Consider the following 17,937-nt stretch of genomic DNA (forward strand, 5'->3'; position numbering starts at 1 on the left):
GTCCCTCGATGGAGGAATACACCCGATGAACAGCGCCTACCTGCCGACGCCTGATGACAAGCTCCACCTCTTCTCGGACAGCACCGACTTCGAGATCACTGCGGTAGACGCCATCACCGGCGAGACGGTCGACCTGTCCCGGGCATCCCAAGCTCTGCGGGCAGTCATCTACCTCCGGGTCTCCTCCGCAGGCCAGGTCAACACCGACTACGACCCAGAGGGGATCTCTCTCCCTGCGCAGCGAGTCGCCTGCTACCGCAAAGCCGACCAACTCGGCTTCGTTGTCGTTGATGAGTACGTCGAACCCGGCAAGACGGCCACCGAGATGACGAAGCGAGTGGCCTTTCAACGCATGCTCGCACGTATCCGGGAACGTAAGGACGTCGACGTCGTCATCGTCTACAAACTGTCCCGAATGGCCCGCAACCGCCTCGATGACGCGATTGTGATGGCCGACCTCCGAAAGCGCGGCGTCTCGCTGGTCTCAGCAACCGAAGCAATTGACGAGACACCCGTCGGTCAGCTCATGCACGGCATCCTTGCTACCTTCAACGAGTACCAGTCCCGCGAGTCCGGCGCAGACATCTCCTACAAGATGGGACAAAAAGCGCTCGGCGGCGGCACACTCGGCCGGGCACCGATCGGCTACCTGAACGTCTTCGAGCGATTCGAGGATCGCCAAGTCCGTACCGTGAAGCTTGACCCGCAGCGTGCCCCGCTCGTCAAGCTGGCTTTTGAGCTTTATGCCACTGGTGAGTACAGCCTGGCGAGCCTGTCCGACGAACTCTATGACCGAGGTCTGCGCACCCGGGCAACGAGAAAGTACCCTGCGAAGGAAGTATCGACCACAAAACTATCCACGATGCTTCGGGATCGGTACTACCTCGGCTACATCACCTATAAGGGCAAGGAGATCGACGGCCGCCATGAAGCACTGATCGATGAGGACCTCTTCCAACAAGTTCAAGATGTCATCGATGTCCGCGTCACAGCAGGCGAACGCCGCCGTGTCCACCACCACTACCTGAAGGGCTCGCTGTTCTGCGGACGCTGCCAGAAGAACGGCGTCACCCAGCGCATGGTCATCCAGTCCACAGTCAAAGCAAGCGGCACCGAGTACGTCTACTTCTTCTGCAGCAACGGCCGCAAAGGCGGCGACTGCCAGACGCCGCACGTCAACGCCATCCGCATCGAGGACGCAATCGAAAACCTCTACGCTGCGATTCGCTTCAGCCCCACCTTCATCAACAGCACCCGAGCGCACATCGCCGCCGCAATCGGGGACCGCGAAGGCTCAGCCCGCCTCCTCAGCCAGCAACTCAACAGCGAACTTCACGCCCTCGACGTGAAGGAAGACAACCTCCTAGATCTCGCCGCCGACACGAACACCGCAGACGGTCTTCCACAGGGCAAGATCAAAGCCAGATTGCGAGACATCGAGCTCCAGCGCCGTCGCCTCAGAGAGCGGCTGAATGAGACAACCGAAGACCTATCCGACAGCGCCCGCCTCCTCGACATCTGCCTCACCCTGCTCGAAGACCCGCAAGCCCTCTACCGCCGATGCAGCGACGCCCAACGCCGCCTCCTCAACCAGGCCATATTTCAGCACATCTACATCGACCACGACGACGTATCCGACTACGACCTACGCCAACCCTTCGCGCTACTCCACGCCGCCGCCTACGCCAACCACCCGGCCGACCGCCCACAACCCACCGTAGGCGCCCGCACACCGCCCCAGGACGCCAGAAAGGCCACCCCCGTGACCGGGAGTGGCCTTGCCGTAGATCCGAACCTTGCCGCCCTCATCGGCGGCGTTGATTCGGTCCATAGTTCTAATAGGTCACGCTTGGTGGAGCTTAGGGGATTCGAACCCCTGACCTCTTCCATGCCATGGAAGCGCGCTACCAACTGCGCCAAAGCCCCTTGCCTTGTGTCGGTCCGGCCGGATCGTGTCCGGCCCTTGCGACTCGGAAATACTAACCGAAGGCCAGCCCAGATACGAAATCGGGGGTCACTTCTGGGGGTCGTCGCTCATCACTGGTTCGGGGAGGGAGCCGGCGTTCCATTCCTCGATGCGCCATTGGCCGGATCGGCCCGGGAGCAGGGAGACCCAGTTGCAGTTGGAGATGCCCCCGAAGGCGGGCCAGTGGGCCTCGGGAATGCCGAGGAACAGGCAGATGCCGACGCGGGCGGCGAGGCCGTGGGTGGCGACGACGACGGTTTCGGAGGAGTCGGCCGCGTCGATGGCACGCTGGAGGGCCGGGGCGAAGCGGGCCGCGACCTCTTCGACGGTTTCGCCGTTGGAGCCGCGGCGCTGGGATTCGCCCGAGCGGATGCGGGCGTGGGCGTCGGGGTGCATGGCGGCGAGCTCGGCCATGGTCAGGCCGGCCCAGTCGTCGACGTCGATCTCGCGCAACGCCTCGTCGTACTCGACCTTGAGACCGGTCAGCGCGGCCAGTTCGCCGGCGGTCGCGGCGGCCCGCTGGAGGTCACTGGAGAACAAGCGGGCAGGCGCCAGCGAGGCCAGGCGCGCGGCGGCGGCACGGGCCTGGGCCAGTCCTACCTCGTCGAGCGGGATGTCCGCCTGACCCTGGACCCTGTCCTGGAGGTTCCACTCGGTCCGGCCGTGCCGCCAGACGATCAGCCGGCCGGCGCTCATTCGGCCGACGCGGAAGGCTGAGCGGGAGACGACTCGGCGTCAGCAGCAGAGGCGTCAGCAGCCGACTCGGACGCAGCCGGAGTGGCGGGAGCGGCCGGGGCGGGCATGGTGCCGTCGGCGGCGGGCAGGGGGATGATCGGGCAGTCGCGCCAGAGCCGCTCGAGGGAGTAGAAGGAGCGCTCCTCGTCGTGCTGGACGTGTACCACGATCTCCAGGTAGTCGAGCAGGACCCAGCGGCCCTCCCGCTCCCCCTCGCGCCGGACCGGCTTGGCGTCGAGGGTGCGCAGGCGCTCCTCGATCGCGTCGACGATCGCCTTCACCTGGCGGTCGTTGGACGCCGAGGCGACCAGGAACGCGTCGGTGATGGCGAGCTGCTCGGAGACGTCGAACGCGAGAACGTTCTCGGCCTTCTTGTCGTGGGCCGCCTCGGCTGCGGCGATCAGCAGCTCGACGGCGCGTTCGGTGGCAGGCAATGTGTTCCTTCAGTCGGAGGTGTAGAGGCCGGTCTTGGCGATGTACTGCACGATGCCGTCCGGCACCAGGTACCAGATGGGATCACCCTTGGCGTTTCGCCGGCGACACTCGGTCGACGAGATCGCCAGCGCTGGCACCTCGAGCAGCGTGACCCGGTTCATCGGCAGTTGGTCCAAAGGCAGGTGGAGCGATTCGGTGCCCGGCCGGGTACACCCGACGAACCGCGCCAGCTCGAAAATCTCGTCCACGTCGCGCCAGGTCAGGATCTGGGCCAGTGCGTCCGCGCCGGTGATGAAGAACAGTTCGGCGTCGGGATGCACCTTGGCCAGGTCACGCAACGTGTCGATCGTGTACGTCGGCCCGGGCCGGTCGATGTCGACCCGGCTGACCGAGAAACGCGGATTGCTGGCGGTCGCGATGACCGTCATCAGGTAGCGGTGCTCGGCCGGGGAGACCTCGCGATCGGTCTTCTGCCAGGGCTGACCGGTCGGTACGAAGATGACCTCGTCGAGATCGAAGTACGACTGGACCTCACTGGCAGCGACGAGGTGGCCGTGGTGAATAGGGTCGAAGGTTCCACCCATCACGCCTATACGCCGCGCCGGTTCGGCCATCAGTCAGCTCCGCCGGGTCAGTTCTGGCGCCGGCCCTTGCCGAGGATCAGCGTGACCGCCAGCAGGCCGAACAGCACGACGAGCGCGAAGAGACCGAACAGCCACTTCGACGGTTGGCCGCCAGCCGCGGCTTCTTCGAGCGCCACCAGCAGCGGCGTCAGGAGCGTGAACATAGTGCGCAGCCTACCGCTTCGGGCCGCGCACTCCCGCCCCGGCTCAGTCTCCGGGCCGCGGCATGCTCAGTCCACGGCCTGCAGGATGCGCGTCCGGGGCGAACCCGCCAGTGCCGGCGAGTTGGCGGGAACGGCCCACACCGTCGACTCCAGGAACCCGAGGAACCCCGCGGCACTGTCGTAATCGTCGAAGTCGAGCTCGACCAGCACGTATCGCTCGTCGTCGAGCGGCCGCTGGATCCGGGCATTCCGCACGCCGGCGTTGGCCCGGGCGCCGGCGAACCGGTCGAAGGCGGTGCGCCAGGTCGCGAAGTCGGTGACAGCGTGTTCAATGTGAAGGGTCTTCATAATGAGCTCCTTTGACTGTGCTTTCACGCTAGGAGCCGGGGCACAGGCGGTCGATCCCAGATGTCTGGGTATTCGGGCGCCAGCGCGAGTAGGTTGCGAGCATGGCGCTCGTGGGTCTCGTGGCAACGGCGTGCGATCAGTACGTCGACGACCGCGCGTTGCGTCAGGCCGTACTCGATCTCCTGCGACCGGCGATCCCCTTTGACGCGCACGTGTGGATGCTCACCGATCCGGCGACAGCGGTCGGCTGTTCACCGCACGCCCAGATTCCCAGCTTGGACGCGTTACCGAGCACTGTTCGGCTCAAGTACCTCAGCTCGACAAACCGGTGGACGTCCCTGTCGGGCGGCATCGCCGTCTCGCTGGCTTCGGAACCGGGTGTCGGAGCCGGTGACCAGGCCTGGCGGGCGTTCCTCCGTCAGGAATACGGGGTTGCCGACGTCGCCTCAATCGCCTTCATAGACGAGCAAGGCTGTTGGGGCTTCCTCGAGCTGTGGCGTCGTGGCGACGTGTTCAGCCGTACCGAGCTGGACCGTTTGAGCCAGGCGCTCGAGCCGGTGACAGCAGCTCTTCACCGGGCGCAGATTGCGGCCTTCGCCGCCGCGCCTGCCGAGCAGACCGATAGCGGTGATCCGGTAGTGCTCTTGCTGGCGCCTGATCTTGAGGTCCGCCAGCAGACGCCCGGGGTGGACGCCTGCCTGCGCGCGCTGCTCCCGACCGAGGACGATCGACGCCCGGTGCCGTCCGCGGCGTACAACGTGGCTGCCCAGTTGCTGGCCGTGGAGGCCGGGGTCGACGATCATCCGCCGCTGAGCCGGGTATGGCTGCGGCCCGGGCGCCTGGTGACGCTACGGGCTGCTCGGCTGGAGCACTCGGCGGTAGCGCGGGAGGAATCGGACATCGCAGTCACCATCGAGCGGTGTGCCCCGGACGAACGGCTTGCACTGTTCTGCCGGGTTCACGGCCTGAGCGCGCGCGAGTCCGACGTACTGCGCTGCCTCGCCGAGGGTGACGACACGCGCACGGTGGCGGGTCGCCTGTTCCTGTCGGAGTACACCGTCCAGGACCACCTCAAGTCGATCTTCGACAAGACCGGGGTCCGGAGCCGGCGGGCGCTACTGGCGCGCGCGGGCGGCTAGGCCGGACCCCGAGGTGCGGGGGTCAGCTCCGCTTGGCGGCGCGGCTGAGGAGCCGGCGCCAGGTGCTGGGCGCGGCGGCGGCGCGGCGGTAGTCAGCCGCCTCGCGGTGCAACTCGTCGATGTGGGCACGGGCGACGTCGAGGGTGATCATGATCCCTTCACAAAGGTTTGGTATCGAAGCCGGGGCGAGCACCCCGTCTGCTTTAAATTGTACGACAATCGGACCAAGTTTTCCAACGAATCATCGGCCGATACGCGATTTGGCCAATGATTCATCTCAAGGAGGCAGCGTGGACGCTACGGATCGACGGCTCTTGGAAGCGCTGCGTGAGAACGGCCGGGCCAGCTGGGCTGAACTCGGCCGTACCGTCGGCCTATCCGGTCCGAGCGTCCAGGAGCGCGTACGCCGATTGGAGGAGCGCGGCATCCTCCTCGGCTACCGCGCGGTCGTCGCACCGGCGGAGGTCGGCCTCGGGACGAGCGCGCTGGTCGGGCTGTTCCAGCGCGACGATGCCGAGACGGACGACGTGGTCGAGGGAGTCCGGGCCATTCCCGCCGTCGAGGACTGCTGGTTCGTGGCCGGCGACGAGGAGCTCGTGGTGAAGATCCGGGTGGCCGACGTGGCACAACTCGAGGCCGTCGTCGGCAGCCTGCGGCGGGTCGACGGCGTCGTCCGTACGAGGACTACTGTGGTCCTCTCGACCCGCTGGGAGGCCCGTCCCGCGCCACTGCCCTCGGAGGAATGACCGGATGAGCCTGCGCGACGGCGATTGCGAGATCTGGATCGCCCGTACGACGCAGGCCGGGCCGGCGCTGACCGAAGACCTGAACGACGTCGAGCGCGACCGCCTCGCGGCGTACCGGCGTACGGCGGATCGCGATCGTTTCGCGCTCGGGTGTGCGATCACCCGGCGAGTGGTGGGGGCGTACCTCGACGTCGATCCGGCGAAGGTGGAGCTGGATCGGACTTGTCAGGACTGCGGCAAACCGCACGGCAAGGTGCGAGTGGTTGGGGATCCGTTGCGGTTGTCGGTTTCGCATTCGGGTGAGCTGGTGCTGGTCGCGTTCCACCCCAGCAGTGAGATCGGGGTCGACGTGGAGCAGGTCAACCCCGATCTCGACAGCTCGTCGCTTGCGAGCGTGGTGCTGGCGCCGGAGGAGGCGGAGGCGCTCGCGGCCGTGCCCGCGGCGGAACGGGCGCGCGCGTTCACGACGTACTGGACTCGTAAAGAGGCAGTCCTGAAGGCGACGGGTGATGGGATGCGGGCGGAGTTGCCGAGCCTGGTGATCTCAGCACCATCCTCGCCTGCCCGCGTGCTGCGCTGGCGGCGGTTTCCAGCGGAGCACTTCCACCTGCAAGACATCGATCTGCTTGATGTCGATGCCGGTCACGTCGCCGCTTTGGCCGATCTCGGCCCGGAGGCCGTTTCGATCGTAAAGCGCGACGCGGCAACCATCCTTGGCGTTCAGTAAGGGATCGGCTGCCAGGCCTCGTGCCGGCCGACGTTGAGATCGCCTTCGATTTCGGCGCGCATGTCCCGCACCTTCAGGCCGATCTTGTCCGCCAGGGCGAACGTCTCGTCGTCGTACACCGACTTGCGCCAGATGTCGCACATGTAGGCGCGGGTCTTCAGGTAGTCGGTGTAACGGTCATGGTGCGCGTCGTCGAGGCCGAGCGCGGCGAAGATGGCGATCCGGTCGCCATCCGCCTTGGCCTCCTTCCACCAGAACGGGTATTTGCCCTTCATCTCGGGCGTCGGCTGGATCCAGCGCGGGAACTTCAGCAGTGTGCCGTTGCCGCTGTGGCTGGTACGCAGGCTCCAGACGGCGAGATCGCCCGGACGCGTTTTGACGTAGATGTTCTTGCCGTGCTTGAGGGAAATGGTGTTGTGCGACTTCTCGCGCAGGTTCAGGCCGCCGGTGTGGCGCTCGTGGTCCTGCAGGTAGATGCCGAATCGCAGGATCGTGTAGCGGCTCTGCCAGTCCGGCGCGTTCTGGTCTTTCCGGTCCGCGTTGTCCTTGTGATACCCGTGTTGCTTGGAGTTGAGCGTGAACGAGCTGTCGCCCGCGTAGACGATCTCCTCCTTGCCCAGGAGTTGCTGCGCGACGTCGACCATCTTGCCGTCGAGCAAAGCCTGCCGTAGCAATGGCTTGGAGAGCAGATCACCGGCCACACCGCGGGACGCGTACGCGCCGTCCCGAAAGGCCTGGACCTCGTCGGGGCTGTAGACGCCCCGGATGATCTGGTAGCCGTACTCCCAGAATTTGGGCACGTCGACTTTGATACCGCCAGACATCAACTTCCTCCTAGTTCGTGCTCTGCTGCCCGCCCGGCAGAGAGCCCTGAGCACATCTCTACACCGTGATGCGCCAGGGACCAGGAATGTTGCGCTGGTTTTCGTCGGGTTTCCGTACGACGCGCGGCCGCTTGCGCTCGATCGGGTATTTCCGGCGGGGTTACGGCGATTTCTCCTTGGTGCAAGCCGTTCCGCATTCGTTGCCTTTAGCAGCGACATTGGTTGCCTGGGCCAACGACCATCCCTTTGCACCGGCCCTCCCACCAGTTGTAGCCGTCATTCGTCGGAATCCGCCCTCGGGCACATTGCCTTCGTTCGCCGGAATCCGCCCCTCACACCGATCCCTAGACGGCGAAACCCGCCCGGCGTGGTTCTGCCGGGCGGGTTTCTGATGCTCAGGTGGTCAGCCGCGGACCTGGCCCTCGCCCACCACGACGTACTTGGTCGAGGTCATCTCCGGCAGACCCATCGGCCCGCGGGCGTGCAACTTCTGCGTGGAGATGCCGATCTCGGCGCCGAACCCGAACTCGCCGCCGTCGGTGAACCGGGTACTCGCGTTCACCACCACTGCCGCCGAATCCACCGCTTGCACGAACCGCCGGGCCGCCGCCTGCGACTTCGTCACGATCGCGTCCGTGTGCCCAGAGCCGTAACGGCGAATGTGCTGGACCGCGGCCTCCAGCGAGTCCACCACTGCCGCCGAGATATCCAGCGAGTTGTACTCCGTCCCGAAGTCCTCGTCCGTCGCGGCCACCACAGCCGCCCCATCCTTGCCTGCGCCGTCCTTGCCCGGGCCGTCCTTGCCAAGGGCAACGACCTGCGGATCGCCGTGCACCGTCACCCCGGCCTCGGTCAACGCGGGCAAGGCCTTGGCGAGGAACTCCTCAGCCACATCAGCATGGACCAGCAGGGACTCCGTCGCGTTGCACACGCTCGGGCGCTGCGTCTTCGCGTTCATCAGAATGCTGAGCGCCTGGTCGAGATCCGCCTCGGCATCGACATACACGTGGCAATTCCCCACGCCCGTCTCGATCACCGGCACCGTCGACTCCGACACCACGGTCTGGATCAACCCGGCACCACCGCGCGGGATCAAGACATCCACGAGCCCGCGAGCCTGCATCAACTCCTTGACCGCAGCCCGGTCCTCGGGCACCCCCTGGATCACGTCCGCCGGCAGCCCCGTCGCCTCGGCCGCGCCTCGCAGCACAGCCACGATGGCGGCGTTCGACTTCGCGGCGGAAGACGATCCGCGCAGGAGCACCGCGTTCCCCGACTTCAGGCAGATCCCAGCCGCGTCGGCCGTCACGTTGGGCCGGGCCTCGTAGATGATGCCGACGACGCCGAACGGCACGCGGACCTGGCGCAACTCCAGCCCGTTCGGCAGGGTGTAGCCGCGGACGACCTCGCCCACCGGGTCCACCAGCCCCGCGAGCTCCTCCAGGCCGACGGCCATCGCGTCCACCCGGCTCGGGTCCAGCGCGAGGCGGTCCACGGTCGACTCCGGCGTACCGGCGTCGCGGGCGGCCGCCACGTCGATCGCGTTGGCGGCGACGATGTCCGCGCTGTGGTCGCGGAGGGCTTGGGCCATGGCCTTCAGCGCGGTGTCCTTGTCGGCGCGGGAGGCGGCGGCCAGGGCGTACGACGCCTCGCGGGCGCGTTGGCAAAGCTGGATGATCTCGCTCACCCCACAATCGTAGAGCGAAGGGTCCGGCGGGTGCGCGCCGTGCCTGATCATCGGTCACGTGGCCAGCTGTGTCTCCCGACCGAGACGGGTCAGCTTCTCCGGGTTGTTGACCCCGTAGATCGCGGTGACGCGACCCCCTTCGACCCGAACGCTGGTCACAGCATGGACCTTGCCGTGGTACTCGACCGTGATCGCCAGGGCGCCGTTGACCCACATGGTGTGCATGGAGACGCCCTCGGTCCTGGCCACGAGGAGCAGACCGTTCGCCACTCGGCGGGCCCCCTGGATCGGCAGCCGGGCCGCGGGAGCCAGGCCGCCACCGTCGCCGACCGCCACCACGTCCGGGGCCAGCACGCTCAGGAGTCCGTCGATGTCCCCGGTCCGGATCGCAGCCAGGAACCGCTCGACCACCTCCTCCTGCTCCGCGAGGGTGACCCGGATCCGCGGGCATCGGGCCTCCACATGCCCGCGCGCGCGGTGGGCGATCTGCCGGACGGCCGCCGGTCTCTTGTCGAGCGCCTCCGCGATCTCGTCGTACGGCACCGCGAAGACCTCGCGCAGCACGAACACCGCCCGCTCGGTCGGACTCAAGGTCTCCAGGACGGTGAGCATGGCGACCGAGATGCTCTCGGCGAACCCCACGTCCTCCGCGATGTCGGGTGCGGTCAGCAGCGGCTCCGGAAGCCACTCCCCGACGTAGCTCTCCCGGCGGCGGGCCAGCGTCCGCATCCGGTTGAGCGTCTGCCGGGTGACGATCCGGATCAGGAACGCCCGAGGGTCGCGAACCTGCGCGTGGTCGACGTCGGCCCACTGCAGCCAGCTCTCCTGGACGACGTCCTCCGCGTCGGCCGCCGAGCCGAGCATCTCGTAGGCGACGGTGAAGAGCAGACTGCGACGAGCTTCGAACTCCTCGGTGCCGCTCGGAATGCTCATGACCGCGAGGCTACGCCGCCCGCCGACGTCGACGGCTCGGCCAGCGGGCGGAGCCCGCACGCCTCCGCGAACCCCTGCGACCCGAACGGGCCGATCGCGATGTTCATCCGCGAAGCCATGTTCGCCAGCGTGATGTAGGCGGTCAGCTCGATCAGGGCCGGCGCCCCGAGACTCTCCAACAGCCTGGCCGAGAGTTCGTCGGTCACCGTCGGCGGCGTCTGGCTCATCGCCTCGGCGTACTCCATCACGTCACGCTCGAGAGGGGTGAAGACGTCGGACTCGCGCCAGCGTGGCACCTCGCGGGCCTTCTCCACGTCGAGTCCCTCGTGGTGGGCCATGAAGTAGCCGAGGTCGAGGCAGAACCTGCAGCCGACCAGCGCCATGGTCGCCATGTGTGCGAAGGCCTTGAGGTTCTCGTCGCACTCCTTCCACTTCTTCGCCTTCTTCGACAGACCCATCATGGTCATCAGAACCGACTTGTTGTGCCACATCACCTCCAACTGTTCCGGTACCTCTCCGAGCATCTTCTTGCTGAACCTCTTGGCCACCGCGCCGAAGAGGCCGGTCATCTCGGTCTGGGGGATCCTGGTCTCGGCCATGTCGTCCTCCTGCTGTGCGCTGGTTGAGCATCAGGTTGCCCATAAGTCACCGGCCGCGGACGAGATGTGACATCGACTCATCACCTGCGTCGACGGCCGAGGAGAGAACGGTCCGCCGATCCGTCCAGAGAGGGACGGCTTCAGAGAGACGACTCAGAGGCGGCTACGGGCGTAGCTGCCAGCCGGGGTAGGCGGGCGATGGCGTGCGCTAGGGGGACGGCGGCGGTTTCTGCGACGGTTAGGGCCGGGTTGGGTGTGGCCTTGGGAATGTCGCGCATTTGGCGGCGGGCCCCCACTCCCCAGGCCACCTTCATGACGGGTCTAGAGGATGACTAGGTCGTCGCGGTGGACTACTTCGCGTTCGTAGGAGGCGCCTAGTTCGCGGGCGAGGTCGCGGGTGGAGCGGCCTAGGAGGTCGGGGAGTTCGGACGCGTCGTAGTTGACGAGGCCGCGCGCGACCACCACGCCGTCGGGTGAGACGAGGTCGACCGGGTCTCCCGCCGAGAAGACGCCTTCCACCTTGGAGATGCCTGCGGGGAGGAGGGAGGTACGGCGTTGCACGACGGCTCGTACGGCGCCTTCGTCGAGGCTGAGCCGGCCTAGGCCTGAGGTGGCGTGCGCGAGCCAGAGCAGCCGGGTTTTGCGGCGGCGGCCGGTCGGGTGGAAGTACGTGCCGACCTTCTCGCCTCGCAGGGCCTCCCCCACCAGGCCTGCCGAGGTCAGCACCACTGGGATGCTGGCCTCAGTCGCGATCGCGGCGGCTTCGACCTTGGTCTGCATGCCGCCAGTGCCTACGCCGGACGACCCGGTGCGCCCAATACGCAACGCCTTAAGGTCCGAAGGCCCACGCACCTCCGTGAGCATCGTCGTACCGGGCTTGCGGGGGTCACCGTCGTACAGGCCGTCCACGTCGGACAGCAGCACCAGCAAGTCGGCATGGACCAGGTGCGAAGTCAGAGCGGCCAGCCGGTCGTTGTCGCCAAAGCGGATCTCCGTAGTGGCGACAGTGTCGTTCTCGTTGACGATCGGTACGACGCCGAGCTCGAGTAGTCGCGCGAAAGTCCGGTACGCGTTGCGGTAGTGGCTGCGCCGGGTCACGTCGTCGACGGTGAGCAGGACCTGGCCGACCTTGAAGCCGTGGGCGGCGAACGCCTCGCCGTACCGGGCCATCAGCAGGCTTTGGCCGACGGATGCGGCAGCCTGCTGGGTGGCGAGGTCGCGCGGGCGCGTACGCAGGCCCATCGGGGCGAGGCCCGCGGCGATCGCGCCGGAGGAGACCAGCACCACCTCGGTGCCGTCGATCCGCCGGGCCGCGATCGCGTCGACGAGCATGCGCAGCCGGTCCAGGTCGATCCGCCCGCGTTCGGTGAGCGAGGAGGAGCCGACCTTGACGACGATCCGGCCGGCTCCGGTGACCTGCGGCCGCAGGGTCATTCGATCGCGGCCTTCCGGGCAGCCTTGAGCGCGGCCTTCTCGGCGGCCTTCGCCTCGGCGGGGCTGAGATCGACCTCGTCCTCGACCCAGCCCTTGCCGTACTCGGACAGGTCGGCAGGCGCCTCGATCTCGCCGGCCTTGAACGCGTGGTACTCCTCGTCCTTGCTGCGACGGCGCTTTACGGCCGGGCGCGGCTCCTCGAGGCGGTGGTCCTCGCCACGGCGGGCCAGGATCTCGGCACCGGCCTGCACCTCGGGCTGGAAGTCGAACACGATCGCGTCCGGGCCGTCGCCGATGATGACCGTGTCGCCCTCGAGCGCGCCGAGTGAGAGCAATTCGCGCTCGACACCGAGGCGGTTGAGGCGGTCGGCGAGGTAACCGGTGGCCTCCGGGTTGCCGAAGTCGGTCTGCCGGACCCAACGGGCCGGCTTGTCCCCCTGCACGAGCCAACCGTCCTCGGTCTTCTTGACCTTGAACTCGGGCCCGCTGACGGCCGACGGGCGGATGATGATCCGGGTCGCCTCTGGCGCGGGCGTCTCCTCGCGACGGGTCCGGACGACCTCGGCCATCGCGAACTTGAGGTCGTCGAGGCCTTCGTGGCTCGCGGTGGAGATCGGGAAGACCTTCATCCCGGCATCGCGCAGCTCGGCCGTCACCATGTCGGCGATCTCGCGGGCGTCGGGGACGTCGATCTTGTTCAGCGCGACGAGGCGGGGCCGGTCCTCCAGCCCACCGTGGGCGGACAGCTCGGCCTCGATCACCTTGAGGTCGTTGAGCGGGTCGCGGCCCGGCTCGTACGTCGCGCAGTCGACGACGTGGACCAGGGCGGCACAACGCTCAACGTGGCGAAGGAAGTCGTGCCCGAGGCCGCGGCCCTCGCTCGCACCCTCGATCAGGCCTGGTACGTCGGCCACGGTGAACGTGGTCTCGCCCGCGACGACGACGCCGAGGTTCGGAATCAGGGTCGTGAAGGGGTAGTCGGCGATCTTCGGCCGGGCCCGGCTGATCGAGGCGACCAGCGAGGACTTACCGGCGCTCGGGTAGCCGACCAGGCCGACATCCGCGACGACCTTGAGCTCCAGCACGATCGTGCGGGCTTCGCCGTCCTCACCCAGCAGGGCGAAGCCGGGGGCCTTGCGGGCGGCGCTGGCCAGCGCGGCGTTGCCGAGGCCGCCCTTGCCACCCTGAGCGGCGACGAACTCGGCGCCCGGGCCGACCAGGTCCGCGAGGACCTCGCCTTCCGGGGTGCTGACGACCGTGCCGTCGGGGACGGGCAGTACGACGTCGCCGCCGTTGCCGCCGGCCTGGTGGTCGCCCTTGCCCTGCGCGCCGTTGGTGGCGGAACGGTGGCTGGACCGGTGGTAGTCGACGAGGGTGGTGGTGTCGGGGTCGACGCGCAGGATCACGCTGCCGCCGTCACCGCCGTTACCGCCGTCGGGACCGCCGAGCGGCTTGAACTTCTCGCGGTGCACCGAGGCACAACCGTTTCCGCCGTTGCCACCGGTCACGTTGACGGTGACCCGGTCGACGAAGCTGGGGATTGCCATTGGTGTACCTCTCCTGAGGGTTTTGCTGTTGTCTAAAGCATCTATGACAACAACGTGAAAAGCGGGCCGCGAAATTTCCGCGACCCGCCTCACTAAGGCTGTAACCGTTACCGGGTGGCGGTACTACTCCGCCACGGCCGGGGTCGGCACGATGTTGACGACCCGGCGCCCGCGACGGGTGCCGAACTCGACCTTGCCCTCCGCCAACGCGAACAGCGTGTCGTCGCCGCCACGGCCGACGAGGCTGCCCGGGTGGAAGTGGGTGCCACGCTGCCGGACGATGATCTCGCCGGCGTTGACCAGCTGACCACCGAAACGCTTCACGCCGAGGCGCTGCGAATTGGAGTCGCGACCGTTACGGGTGGACGCTGCGCCCTTTTTGTGTGCCATTTCGAGATCAGCTCACTTCTTCTTCGCGTCGATCGCGGTGACCTTGACCTGGGTGTAGTGCTGGCGGTGCCCCTGGCGCTTGCGGTAACCGGTCTTGTTCTTGTACTTCAGGATGTGGATCTTGGGGCCCTTGGTACGGCCCAGAACCTCTGCCGATACGGCAACCTTGGCCAGCGAAGCCGCATCGGTCGTCACGGTGTCGCCATCGACGACCATGACCGCCGGCAGGGTGACAGTGTCGCCCACCTCGTCGGTCAGGCTGTCGATCTCGATGACATCGCCGACGGCGACCTTCTGCTGGGTGCCGCCACTGCGCACGATCGCGTACACCGTGGATCTCGCTCTCTGTTTGTTCGGAAAAGTCTCTACACACAAACCGCGGGGCCTGCGTCAGACCTGCTCTCGCGGCCCACACAAATGAGGCACGCGAGACGCGCGCCGAAAGGCAAGTTTACGGCGCGCGTCACAAGCGGGTCAAACTGGGGCCACCGCCAGCTCCTCGGCATTGGCCGAAGTGCCGTTCGCTGCCTTGTCCACACCGGTCGCCGCGGCGATTTCGGCGAGGCGCTGAGCGGCGTCACCGGACTGCTCCGGCTGCTCCGCTTCAGTCTCCTGCTTGCCCTTACCCCGGCCACGTCCACGCCGGGAAGACTTCTTGGCGCCCTCTTCCGGCGCCGTGCCACCAGGGGCCGCCTGACCGTTCTGCTGACCACGGCCGCCACCAGCTGGGGCGGCGGCGGCGGGCTCAGAGCGCTTCTTGGCGTCCTTGGGCTCGTCGTGCAGGATCAGCCCGCGTCCACCGCAGTGGTCGCAGTTCTCACCGAAGGCCTCCAGGAGGCCGGTGCCGATCCGCTTCCGGGTCATCTGCACGAGGCCGAGCGAGGTGACCTCGGCCACCTGGTGCTTGGTCCGGTCGCGGCCCAGGCACTCCACCAGCCGGCGCAGCACCAGATCCCGGTTCGACTCCAGCACCATGTCGATGAAGTCGACCACGATGATGCCGCCGATATCGCGCAGCCGGAGCTGACGGACGATCTCCTCGGCCGCTTCCAGGTTGTTCCTGGTGACGGTCTCCTCGAGGTTTCCGCCGGAGCCGGTGAACTTGCCGGTGTTGACGTCGACGACGGTCATCGCCTCGGTCCGGTCGATCACCAGCGAACCGCCCGAGGGCAGCCAGACCTTGCGGTCGAGCGCCTTCTTGATCTGCTCGTCGATCCGGTAGTTGGCGAAGGCATCACCGGAATCCGGCGACCACTTCTCCACCCGGTCGGCCAGGTGCGGCGCGACGCCCGAGACGTACTCGCTGACCATGTCGAACGCGTCGTCGCCGGAGATGACCAGCTTCGCGAAGTCCTCGGTGAAGAGGTCGCGGACGACGCGGATCAGCAGGTCGGGCTCGCCGTACAGCATCTGCGGGGCCTGGCCGGACTTCGACTTCTTCTCGATGTCGTCCCAGTACGCCTTGAGGCGGCTGACGTCGGCGGTCAGCTCCTCCTCCGACGCCCCTTCGGCCGCGGTACGGACGATCACGCCCGCCTCGTCCGGAACGATGTCCTTGAGGATGCCCTTGAGGCGGTTCCGCTCGGTGTCCGGCAGCTTGCGGCTGATTCCGCCGTTGCCGCCGCGCGGTACGTACACGACGTACCGGCCGGGCAGGCTGATCTGGTTGGTCAGGCGGGCGCCCTTGTGACCGATCGGATCCTTGGTGACCTGGACGAGCACGGCCTGGCCCGACTTCAGCACGGCCTCGATCTTGCGGGGACCGTTGCCGGCGCCCAGCGTGGCCCAGTCCACCTCACCGGCGTACAGCACGGCGTTGCGGCCCTTGCCGATGTCGATGAACGCGGCCTCCATGCTGGGCAGCACGTTCTGCACGCGACCGAGGTACACGTTGCCGATCAGCGAGCTCTGCTCCGCCTGCGCGACGTAGTGCTCGACGAGCACGTTGTCCTCGGAGACGGCGATCTGGGTGAGGTCGTCGCGGGCACGGATGACCATCGTCCGGTCGACCGACTCGCGCCGGGCCAGGAACTCGGCCTCGGTGACGATCGGCGCCCGGCGGCGGCCGGCGGCGCGGCCTTCGCGGCGACGCTGCTTCTTCGCCTCCATCCGGGTCGAACCCTCGATGGCGGTGATCTCGTTGGCCGTGTTCTTGCTGCGCGGCTCACGGACCCGTACGACGATCTCCTCCGGGTCGTCCGGAGCAGCCGCGGCGTCCTCGCCCTTGCGGCGACGACGGCGACGACGACGGCGCGAGGACGAACCGCCCTCACCGTCTTCGCCATCCTCATCGGCCTGAGCTTCGGTGTCGTCGGCGTTGTCGTCCTGGTTGTCCTGCTCGCCCTCGGTGGAGTCCGTGTCGTCGGAATCGTCCGAGCCCTCGGCGTCACCGTTCTTACGGCGGCGACGGCCACCGCGGCGACGACGGCGACGGCGCGTGCCCTCGCCCTCCGAAGCCTCGGTCTCCTCGTTCTCGTCGTCGCTTTCGGTCTCGTCCTCGGCGTCGGTCTCTTCGAGCTCGGCGCTCTCTTCGGTGTCCTCGTCCTCGGTCTCGTCCTCTTCGGCGACGACCGGGGTCTCCTCGACCTGACCACCACGGCGCGAACGCGAACGGCGCGAACGGCGCGAGCCCTCGCGGGCCGCAGGCTCGTTCCCCGCGTCGGTCTCGGTCTCGGCCTCAACGGCAGGCGTCTCGGCGACCGTCTCTTCGACGACCGCGGCACCACGCGTACGGCGCCGCCGGTTCGTCGTCGGAGCGGCCTCGACCTCAGGCGTCTCGTCGACCTTGGCGGGCTGGGCCTTCTGAGACCTGGAAGTCTGGGCGGCCTTTGGCGCGGGAGCGTCGGCGACCGGCGGCTGGAACAGTACGGCGGCCACGGCCGGCGCGCGACGTCGCGTACGACGGGTGCTCTCCGTGGCGTCAGTGGTCTCAAGCGCAGGCTCAGCGGGGGTCTCGACGACGGGAGCCGGAGCGGCCTCAGCGGTCTCGGTGGCCCCAGCGGCCTCAAGGGCCTCAGCGGTCTTCGCGCCGCGGTTGGACCGGGTGCGGGTACGACGGCTCGACTTGACCTCAGCCTCAGCCTCGGTGGAGGTCGAAGCGGTCTCGGTGTCGGCGGTCGGCCCGTCGGTCACGGGCGAATCGGCCGAGAGCAGGTCAGGCTGCGGCGCGGCCGTCTTCTTGGTGGTGCGCTTGCGGGTGGTCCGCTTGACCGGCGCGGCAGCCTCGGCAACCGGCTCGGCCACAGGCTCCGGCGCGGTCTCAAGCTGAGCGGTCTCGACCGGGGCGGCGGCCTTCTTCGCGGTCCGCTTGGCCGCGGTCTTCTTCGCCGCGGCGCGCTTGGCGGGCGCCGGGGCCGGGTCGGCGCTCGCGCCGTCGGACTGGGTGCTGATCTGGGTCTCAGGCGCGTCGGCAGACTGAGCCGCGGCCTTTTTGGTGGTGCGCTTGGCAGCGGTCCGCTTGGTGGCGGTCTGGCCGGCGGCGCTCTTGGTGGTGCGCTTACGGGCGGGACGGGACGAGGTGCCGGACTGGCCGGATCCCTGGTCGGTCGCGCTCTCGTTCGTCGTGGTCGGCTCGTTTTCGAGCATGCGGTGCGGTCTCCTCAGGCCCCCGGCGCGCCCCGCGGCCCCTGTCACGGGCCCG

The 17,937-nt window shown here is 67.8% G+C and carries 19 protein-coding genes, 1 tRNA gene and 1 pseudogene; 4 read left to right on the top strand and 17 right to left on the bottom strand.

Annotation, left to right across the window (positions count from 1 at the left end):
* Nucleotides 1–25: 25 nt before the first annotated feature.
* Nucleotides 26–1,150: pseudogene (locus OG394_RS40075) on the top strand (recombinase family protein); the annotation flags it as partial.
* Nucleotides 1,151–1,663: 513 nt separating this feature from the next.
* On the opposite strand, the gene OG394_RS14235 reads toward OG394_RS40075, so the two are convergent.
* The 7 genes from OG394_RS14235 to OG394_RS14265 all read right to left on the bottom strand — a co-directional run bounded on the left by OG394_RS14235 (nt 1,664) and on the right by OG394_RS14265 (nt 4,271).
* Nucleotides 1,664–1,831: a hypothetical protein gene (locus OG394_RS14235; RefSeq protein WP_328995814.1), complete on the bottom strand. Its 168-nt coding sequence runs from the start codon at nt 1,829–1,831 to the stop codon at nt 1,664–1,666.
* Nucleotides 1,832–1,850: 19 nt separating this feature from the next.
* Nucleotides 1,851–1,926, bottom strand: a tRNA-Ala gene (locus OG394_RS14240).
* An 88-nt stretch (nt 1,927–2,014) separates the two neighbouring features.
* Nucleotides 2,015–2,662: a histidine phosphatase family protein gene (locus OG394_RS14245; protein ID WP_328995815.1), complete on the bottom strand. Its 648-nt coding sequence runs from the start codon at nt 2,660–2,662 to the stop codon at nt 2,015–2,017.
* A complete protein-coding gene (rsfS, locus tag OG394_RS14250) occupies nt 2,659–3,135 on the bottom strand; it encodes a ribosome silencing factor (protein WP_328995816.1) in 477 nt (158 codons plus the stop codon). The genes OG394_RS14245 and rsfS overlap by 4 nt, the downstream gene beginning before the upstream one ends.
* Before the next feature lie 9 nt (nt 3,136–3,144).
* Nucleotides 3,145–3,720 carry a nicotinate-nucleotide adenylyltransferase gene (nadD, locus tag OG394_RS14255; RefSeq protein WP_328996833.1) on the bottom strand — a complete coding sequence of 192 codons (576 nt, stop codon included), beginning with the start codon at nt 3,718–3,720 and terminating at the stop codon, nt 3,145–3,147.
* A 47-nt stretch (nt 3,721–3,767) separates the two neighbouring features.
* Nucleotides 3,768–3,923 (bottom strand): hypothetical protein, encoded by a 156-nt coding sequence (locus tag OG394_RS14260; protein ID WP_328995817.1) that lies wholly within the window; start codon nt 3,921–3,923, stop codon nt 3,768–3,770.
* 66 nt (nt 3,924–3,989) lie between these two features.
* Nucleotides 3,990–4,271: a hypothetical protein gene (locus tag OG394_RS14265; protein ID WP_328995818.1), complete on the bottom strand. Its 282-nt coding sequence runs from the start codon at nt 4,269–4,271 to the stop codon at nt 3,990–3,992.
* A gap of 101 nt (nt 4,272–4,372) precedes the next feature.
* Here OG394_RS14265 and OG394_RS14270 point away from each other — a divergent pair, with 101 nt between their 5' ends.
* Nucleotides 4,373–5,410, top strand: a complete 1,038-nt coding sequence (locus tag OG394_RS14270; RefSeq protein WP_328995819.1) for a response regulator transcription factor — start codon at nt 4,373–4,375, stop codon at nt 5,408–5,410.
* 22 nt (nt 5,411–5,432) lie between these two features.
* On the opposite strand, the gene OG394_RS14275 is transcribed toward OG394_RS14270, so the two are convergent.
* Complete coding sequence (locus OG394_RS14275) at nt 5,433–5,561, bottom strand: hypothetical protein (RefSeq protein ID WP_328995820.1); 129 nt, start codon at nt 5,559–5,561, stop codon at nt 5,433–5,435.
* Nucleotides 5,562–5,700: 139 nt separating this feature from the next.
* On the opposite strand from OG394_RS14275, the gene OG394_RS14280 reads away from it, so the two are divergent.
* Together OG394_RS14280 and OG394_RS14285 are read left to right on the top strand one after the other, a co-directional pair.
* The gene (locus tag OG394_RS14280) at nt 5,701–6,156 is read left to right on the top strand and encodes an Lrp/AsnC family transcriptional regulator (RefSeq protein ID WP_328995821.1); all 456 of its coding nucleotides are present in this window, start codon (nt 5,701–5,703) and stop codon (nt 6,154–6,156) included.
* A gap of 4 nt (nt 6,157–6,160) precedes the next feature.
* Nucleotides 6,161–6,883, top strand: coding sequence for a 4'-phosphopantetheinyl transferase superfamily protein (locus OG394_RS14285; protein WP_328995822.1), 723 nt, complete (start codon nt 6,161–6,163; stop codon nt 6,881–6,883).
* On the opposite strand, the gene OG394_RS14290 is transcribed toward OG394_RS14285, so the two are convergent.
* From OG394_RS14290 to OG394_RS14330, 9 genes are all read right to left on the bottom strand, one after another.
* Nucleotides 6,877–7,707: a hypothetical protein gene (locus OG394_RS14290; RefSeq protein WP_328995823.1), complete on the bottom strand. Its 831-nt coding sequence runs from the start codon at nt 7,705–7,707 to the stop codon at nt 6,877–6,879. The genes OG394_RS14285 and OG394_RS14290 overlap by 7 nt on opposite strands.
* 403 nt (nt 7,708–8,110) lie before the next feature.
* Complete coding sequence (locus OG394_RS14295) at nt 8,111–9,394, bottom strand: glutamate-5-semialdehyde dehydrogenase (protein ID WP_328995824.1); 1,284 nt, start codon at nt 9,392–9,394, stop codon at nt 8,111–8,113.
* Between the two features lie 54 nt (nt 9,395–9,448).
* On the bottom strand, nt 9,449–10,327 hold the full coding sequence (locus tag OG394_RS14300; RefSeq protein WP_328995825.1) for an RNA polymerase sigma-70 factor: 879 nt from the start codon (nt 10,325–10,327) through the stop codon (nt 9,449–9,451).
* Nucleotides 10,324–10,926 (bottom strand): carboxymuconolactone decarboxylase family protein, encoded by a 603-nt coding sequence (locus OG394_RS14305; RefSeq protein WP_328995826.1) that lies wholly within the window; start codon nt 10,924–10,926, stop codon nt 10,324–10,326. The genes OG394_RS14300 and OG394_RS14305 overlap by 4 nt, the downstream gene beginning before the upstream one ends.
* A 321-nt stretch (nt 10,927–11,247) precedes the next feature.
* A complete protein-coding gene (gene proB / locus OG394_RS14310) occupies nt 11,248–12,360 on the bottom strand; it encodes a glutamate 5-kinase (RefSeq protein ID WP_328995827.1) in 1,113 nt (370 codons plus the stop codon).
* Nucleotides 12,357–13,907, bottom strand: coding sequence for a GTPase ObgE (gene obgE / locus OG394_RS14315; RefSeq protein ID WP_328995828.1), 1,551 nt, complete (start codon nt 13,905–13,907; stop codon nt 12,357–12,359). The genes proB and obgE overlap by 4 nt, the downstream gene beginning before the upstream one ends.
* 123 nt (nt 13,908–14,030) lie before the next feature.
* A complete protein-coding gene (gene rpmA, locus OG394_RS14320; RefSeq protein ID WP_328995829.1) occupies nt 14,031–14,297 on the bottom strand; it encodes a 50S ribosomal protein L27 in 267 nt (88 codons plus the stop codon).
* 12 nt (nt 14,298–14,309) lie between these two features.
* Nucleotides 14,310–14,627 carry a 50S ribosomal protein L21 gene (gene rplU, locus OG394_RS14325; RefSeq protein ID WP_328995830.1) on the bottom strand — a complete coding sequence of 106 codons (318 nt, stop codon included), beginning with the start codon at nt 14,625–14,627 and terminating at the stop codon, nt 14,310–14,312.
* A gap of 144 nt (nt 14,628–14,771) precedes the next feature.
* On the bottom strand, nt 14,772–17,882 hold the full coding sequence (locus OG394_RS14330) for an Rne/Rng family ribonuclease (protein ID WP_328995831.1): 3,111 nt from the start codon (nt 17,880–17,882) through the stop codon (nt 14,772–14,774).
* Between the last annotated feature and the right edge of the window lie 55 nt (nt 17,883–17,937).

Origin of the sequence: Kribbella sp. NBC_01245 (genome assembly GCF_036226525.1) — a bacterium.
GTDB lineage: Bacteria > Actinomycetota > Actinomycetes > Propionibacteriales > Kribbellaceae > Kribbella.

What these genes read in the sequence shown, in the direction of transcription:
- OG394_RS14235 (WP_328995814.1), bottom strand. Translation starts at nt 1,831, where the DNA reads ATGGACCGAATCAACGCCGCCGATGAGGGCGGCAAGGTTCGGATCTAC.
- OG394_RS14245 (WP_328995815.1), bottom strand. Translation starts at nt 2,662, where the DNA reads ATGAGCGCCGGCCGGCTGATCGTCTGGCGGCACGGCCGGACCGAGTGG.
- nadD (WP_328996833.1), bottom strand. Translation starts at nt 3,720, where the DNA reads ATGGGTGGAACCTTCGACCCTATTCACCACGGCCACCTCGTCGCTGCC.
- OG394_RS14260 (WP_328995817.1), bottom strand. Translation starts at nt 3,923, where the DNA reads ATGTTCACGCTCCTGACGCCGCTGCTGGTGGCGCTCGAAGAAGCCGCG.
- OG394_RS14265 (WP_328995818.1), bottom strand. Translation starts at nt 4,271, where the DNA reads ATGAAGACCCTTCACATTGAACACGCTGTCACCGACTTCGCGACCTGG.
- OG394_RS14270 (WP_328995819.1), top strand. Translation starts at nt 4,373, where the DNA reads ATGGCGCTCGTGGGTCTCGTGGCAACGGCGTGCGATCAGTACGTCGAC.
- OG394_RS14275 (WP_328995820.1), bottom strand. Translation starts at nt 5,561, where the DNA reads ATGATCACCCTCGACGTCGCCCGTGCCCACATCGACGAGTTGCACCGC.
- OG394_RS14285 (WP_328995822.1), top strand. Translation starts at nt 6,161, where the DNA reads ATGAGCCTGCGCGACGGCGATTGCGAGATCTGGATCGCCCGTACGACG.
- OG394_RS14290 (WP_328995823.1), bottom strand. Translation starts at nt 7,707, where the DNA reads ATGTCTGGCGGTATCAAAGTCGACGTGCCCAAATTCTGGGAGTACGGC.
- OG394_RS14300 (WP_328995825.1), bottom strand. Translation starts at nt 10,327, where the DNA reads ATGAGCATTCCGAGCGGCACCGAGGAGTTCGAAGCTCGTCGCAGTCTG.
- OG394_RS14305 (WP_328995826.1), bottom strand. Translation starts at nt 10,926, where the DNA reads ATGGCCGAGACCAGGATCCCCCAGACCGAGATGACCGGCCTCTTCGGC.
- proB (WP_328995827.1), bottom strand. Translation starts at nt 12,360, where the DNA reads ATGACCCTGCGGCCGCAGGTCACCGGAGCCGGCCGGATCGTCGTCAAG.
- obgE (WP_328995828.1), bottom strand. Translation starts at nt 13,907, where the DNA reads ATGGCAATCCCCAGCTTCGTCGACCGGGTCACCGTCAACGTGACCGGT.
- rpmA (WP_328995829.1), bottom strand. Translation starts at nt 14,297, where the DNA reads ATGGCACACAAAAAGGGCGCAGCGTCCACCCGTAACGGTCGCGACTCC.
- OG394_RS14330 (WP_328995831.1), bottom strand. Translation starts at nt 17,882, where the DNA reads ATGCTCGAAAACGAGCCGACCACGACGAACGAGAGCGCGACCGACCAG.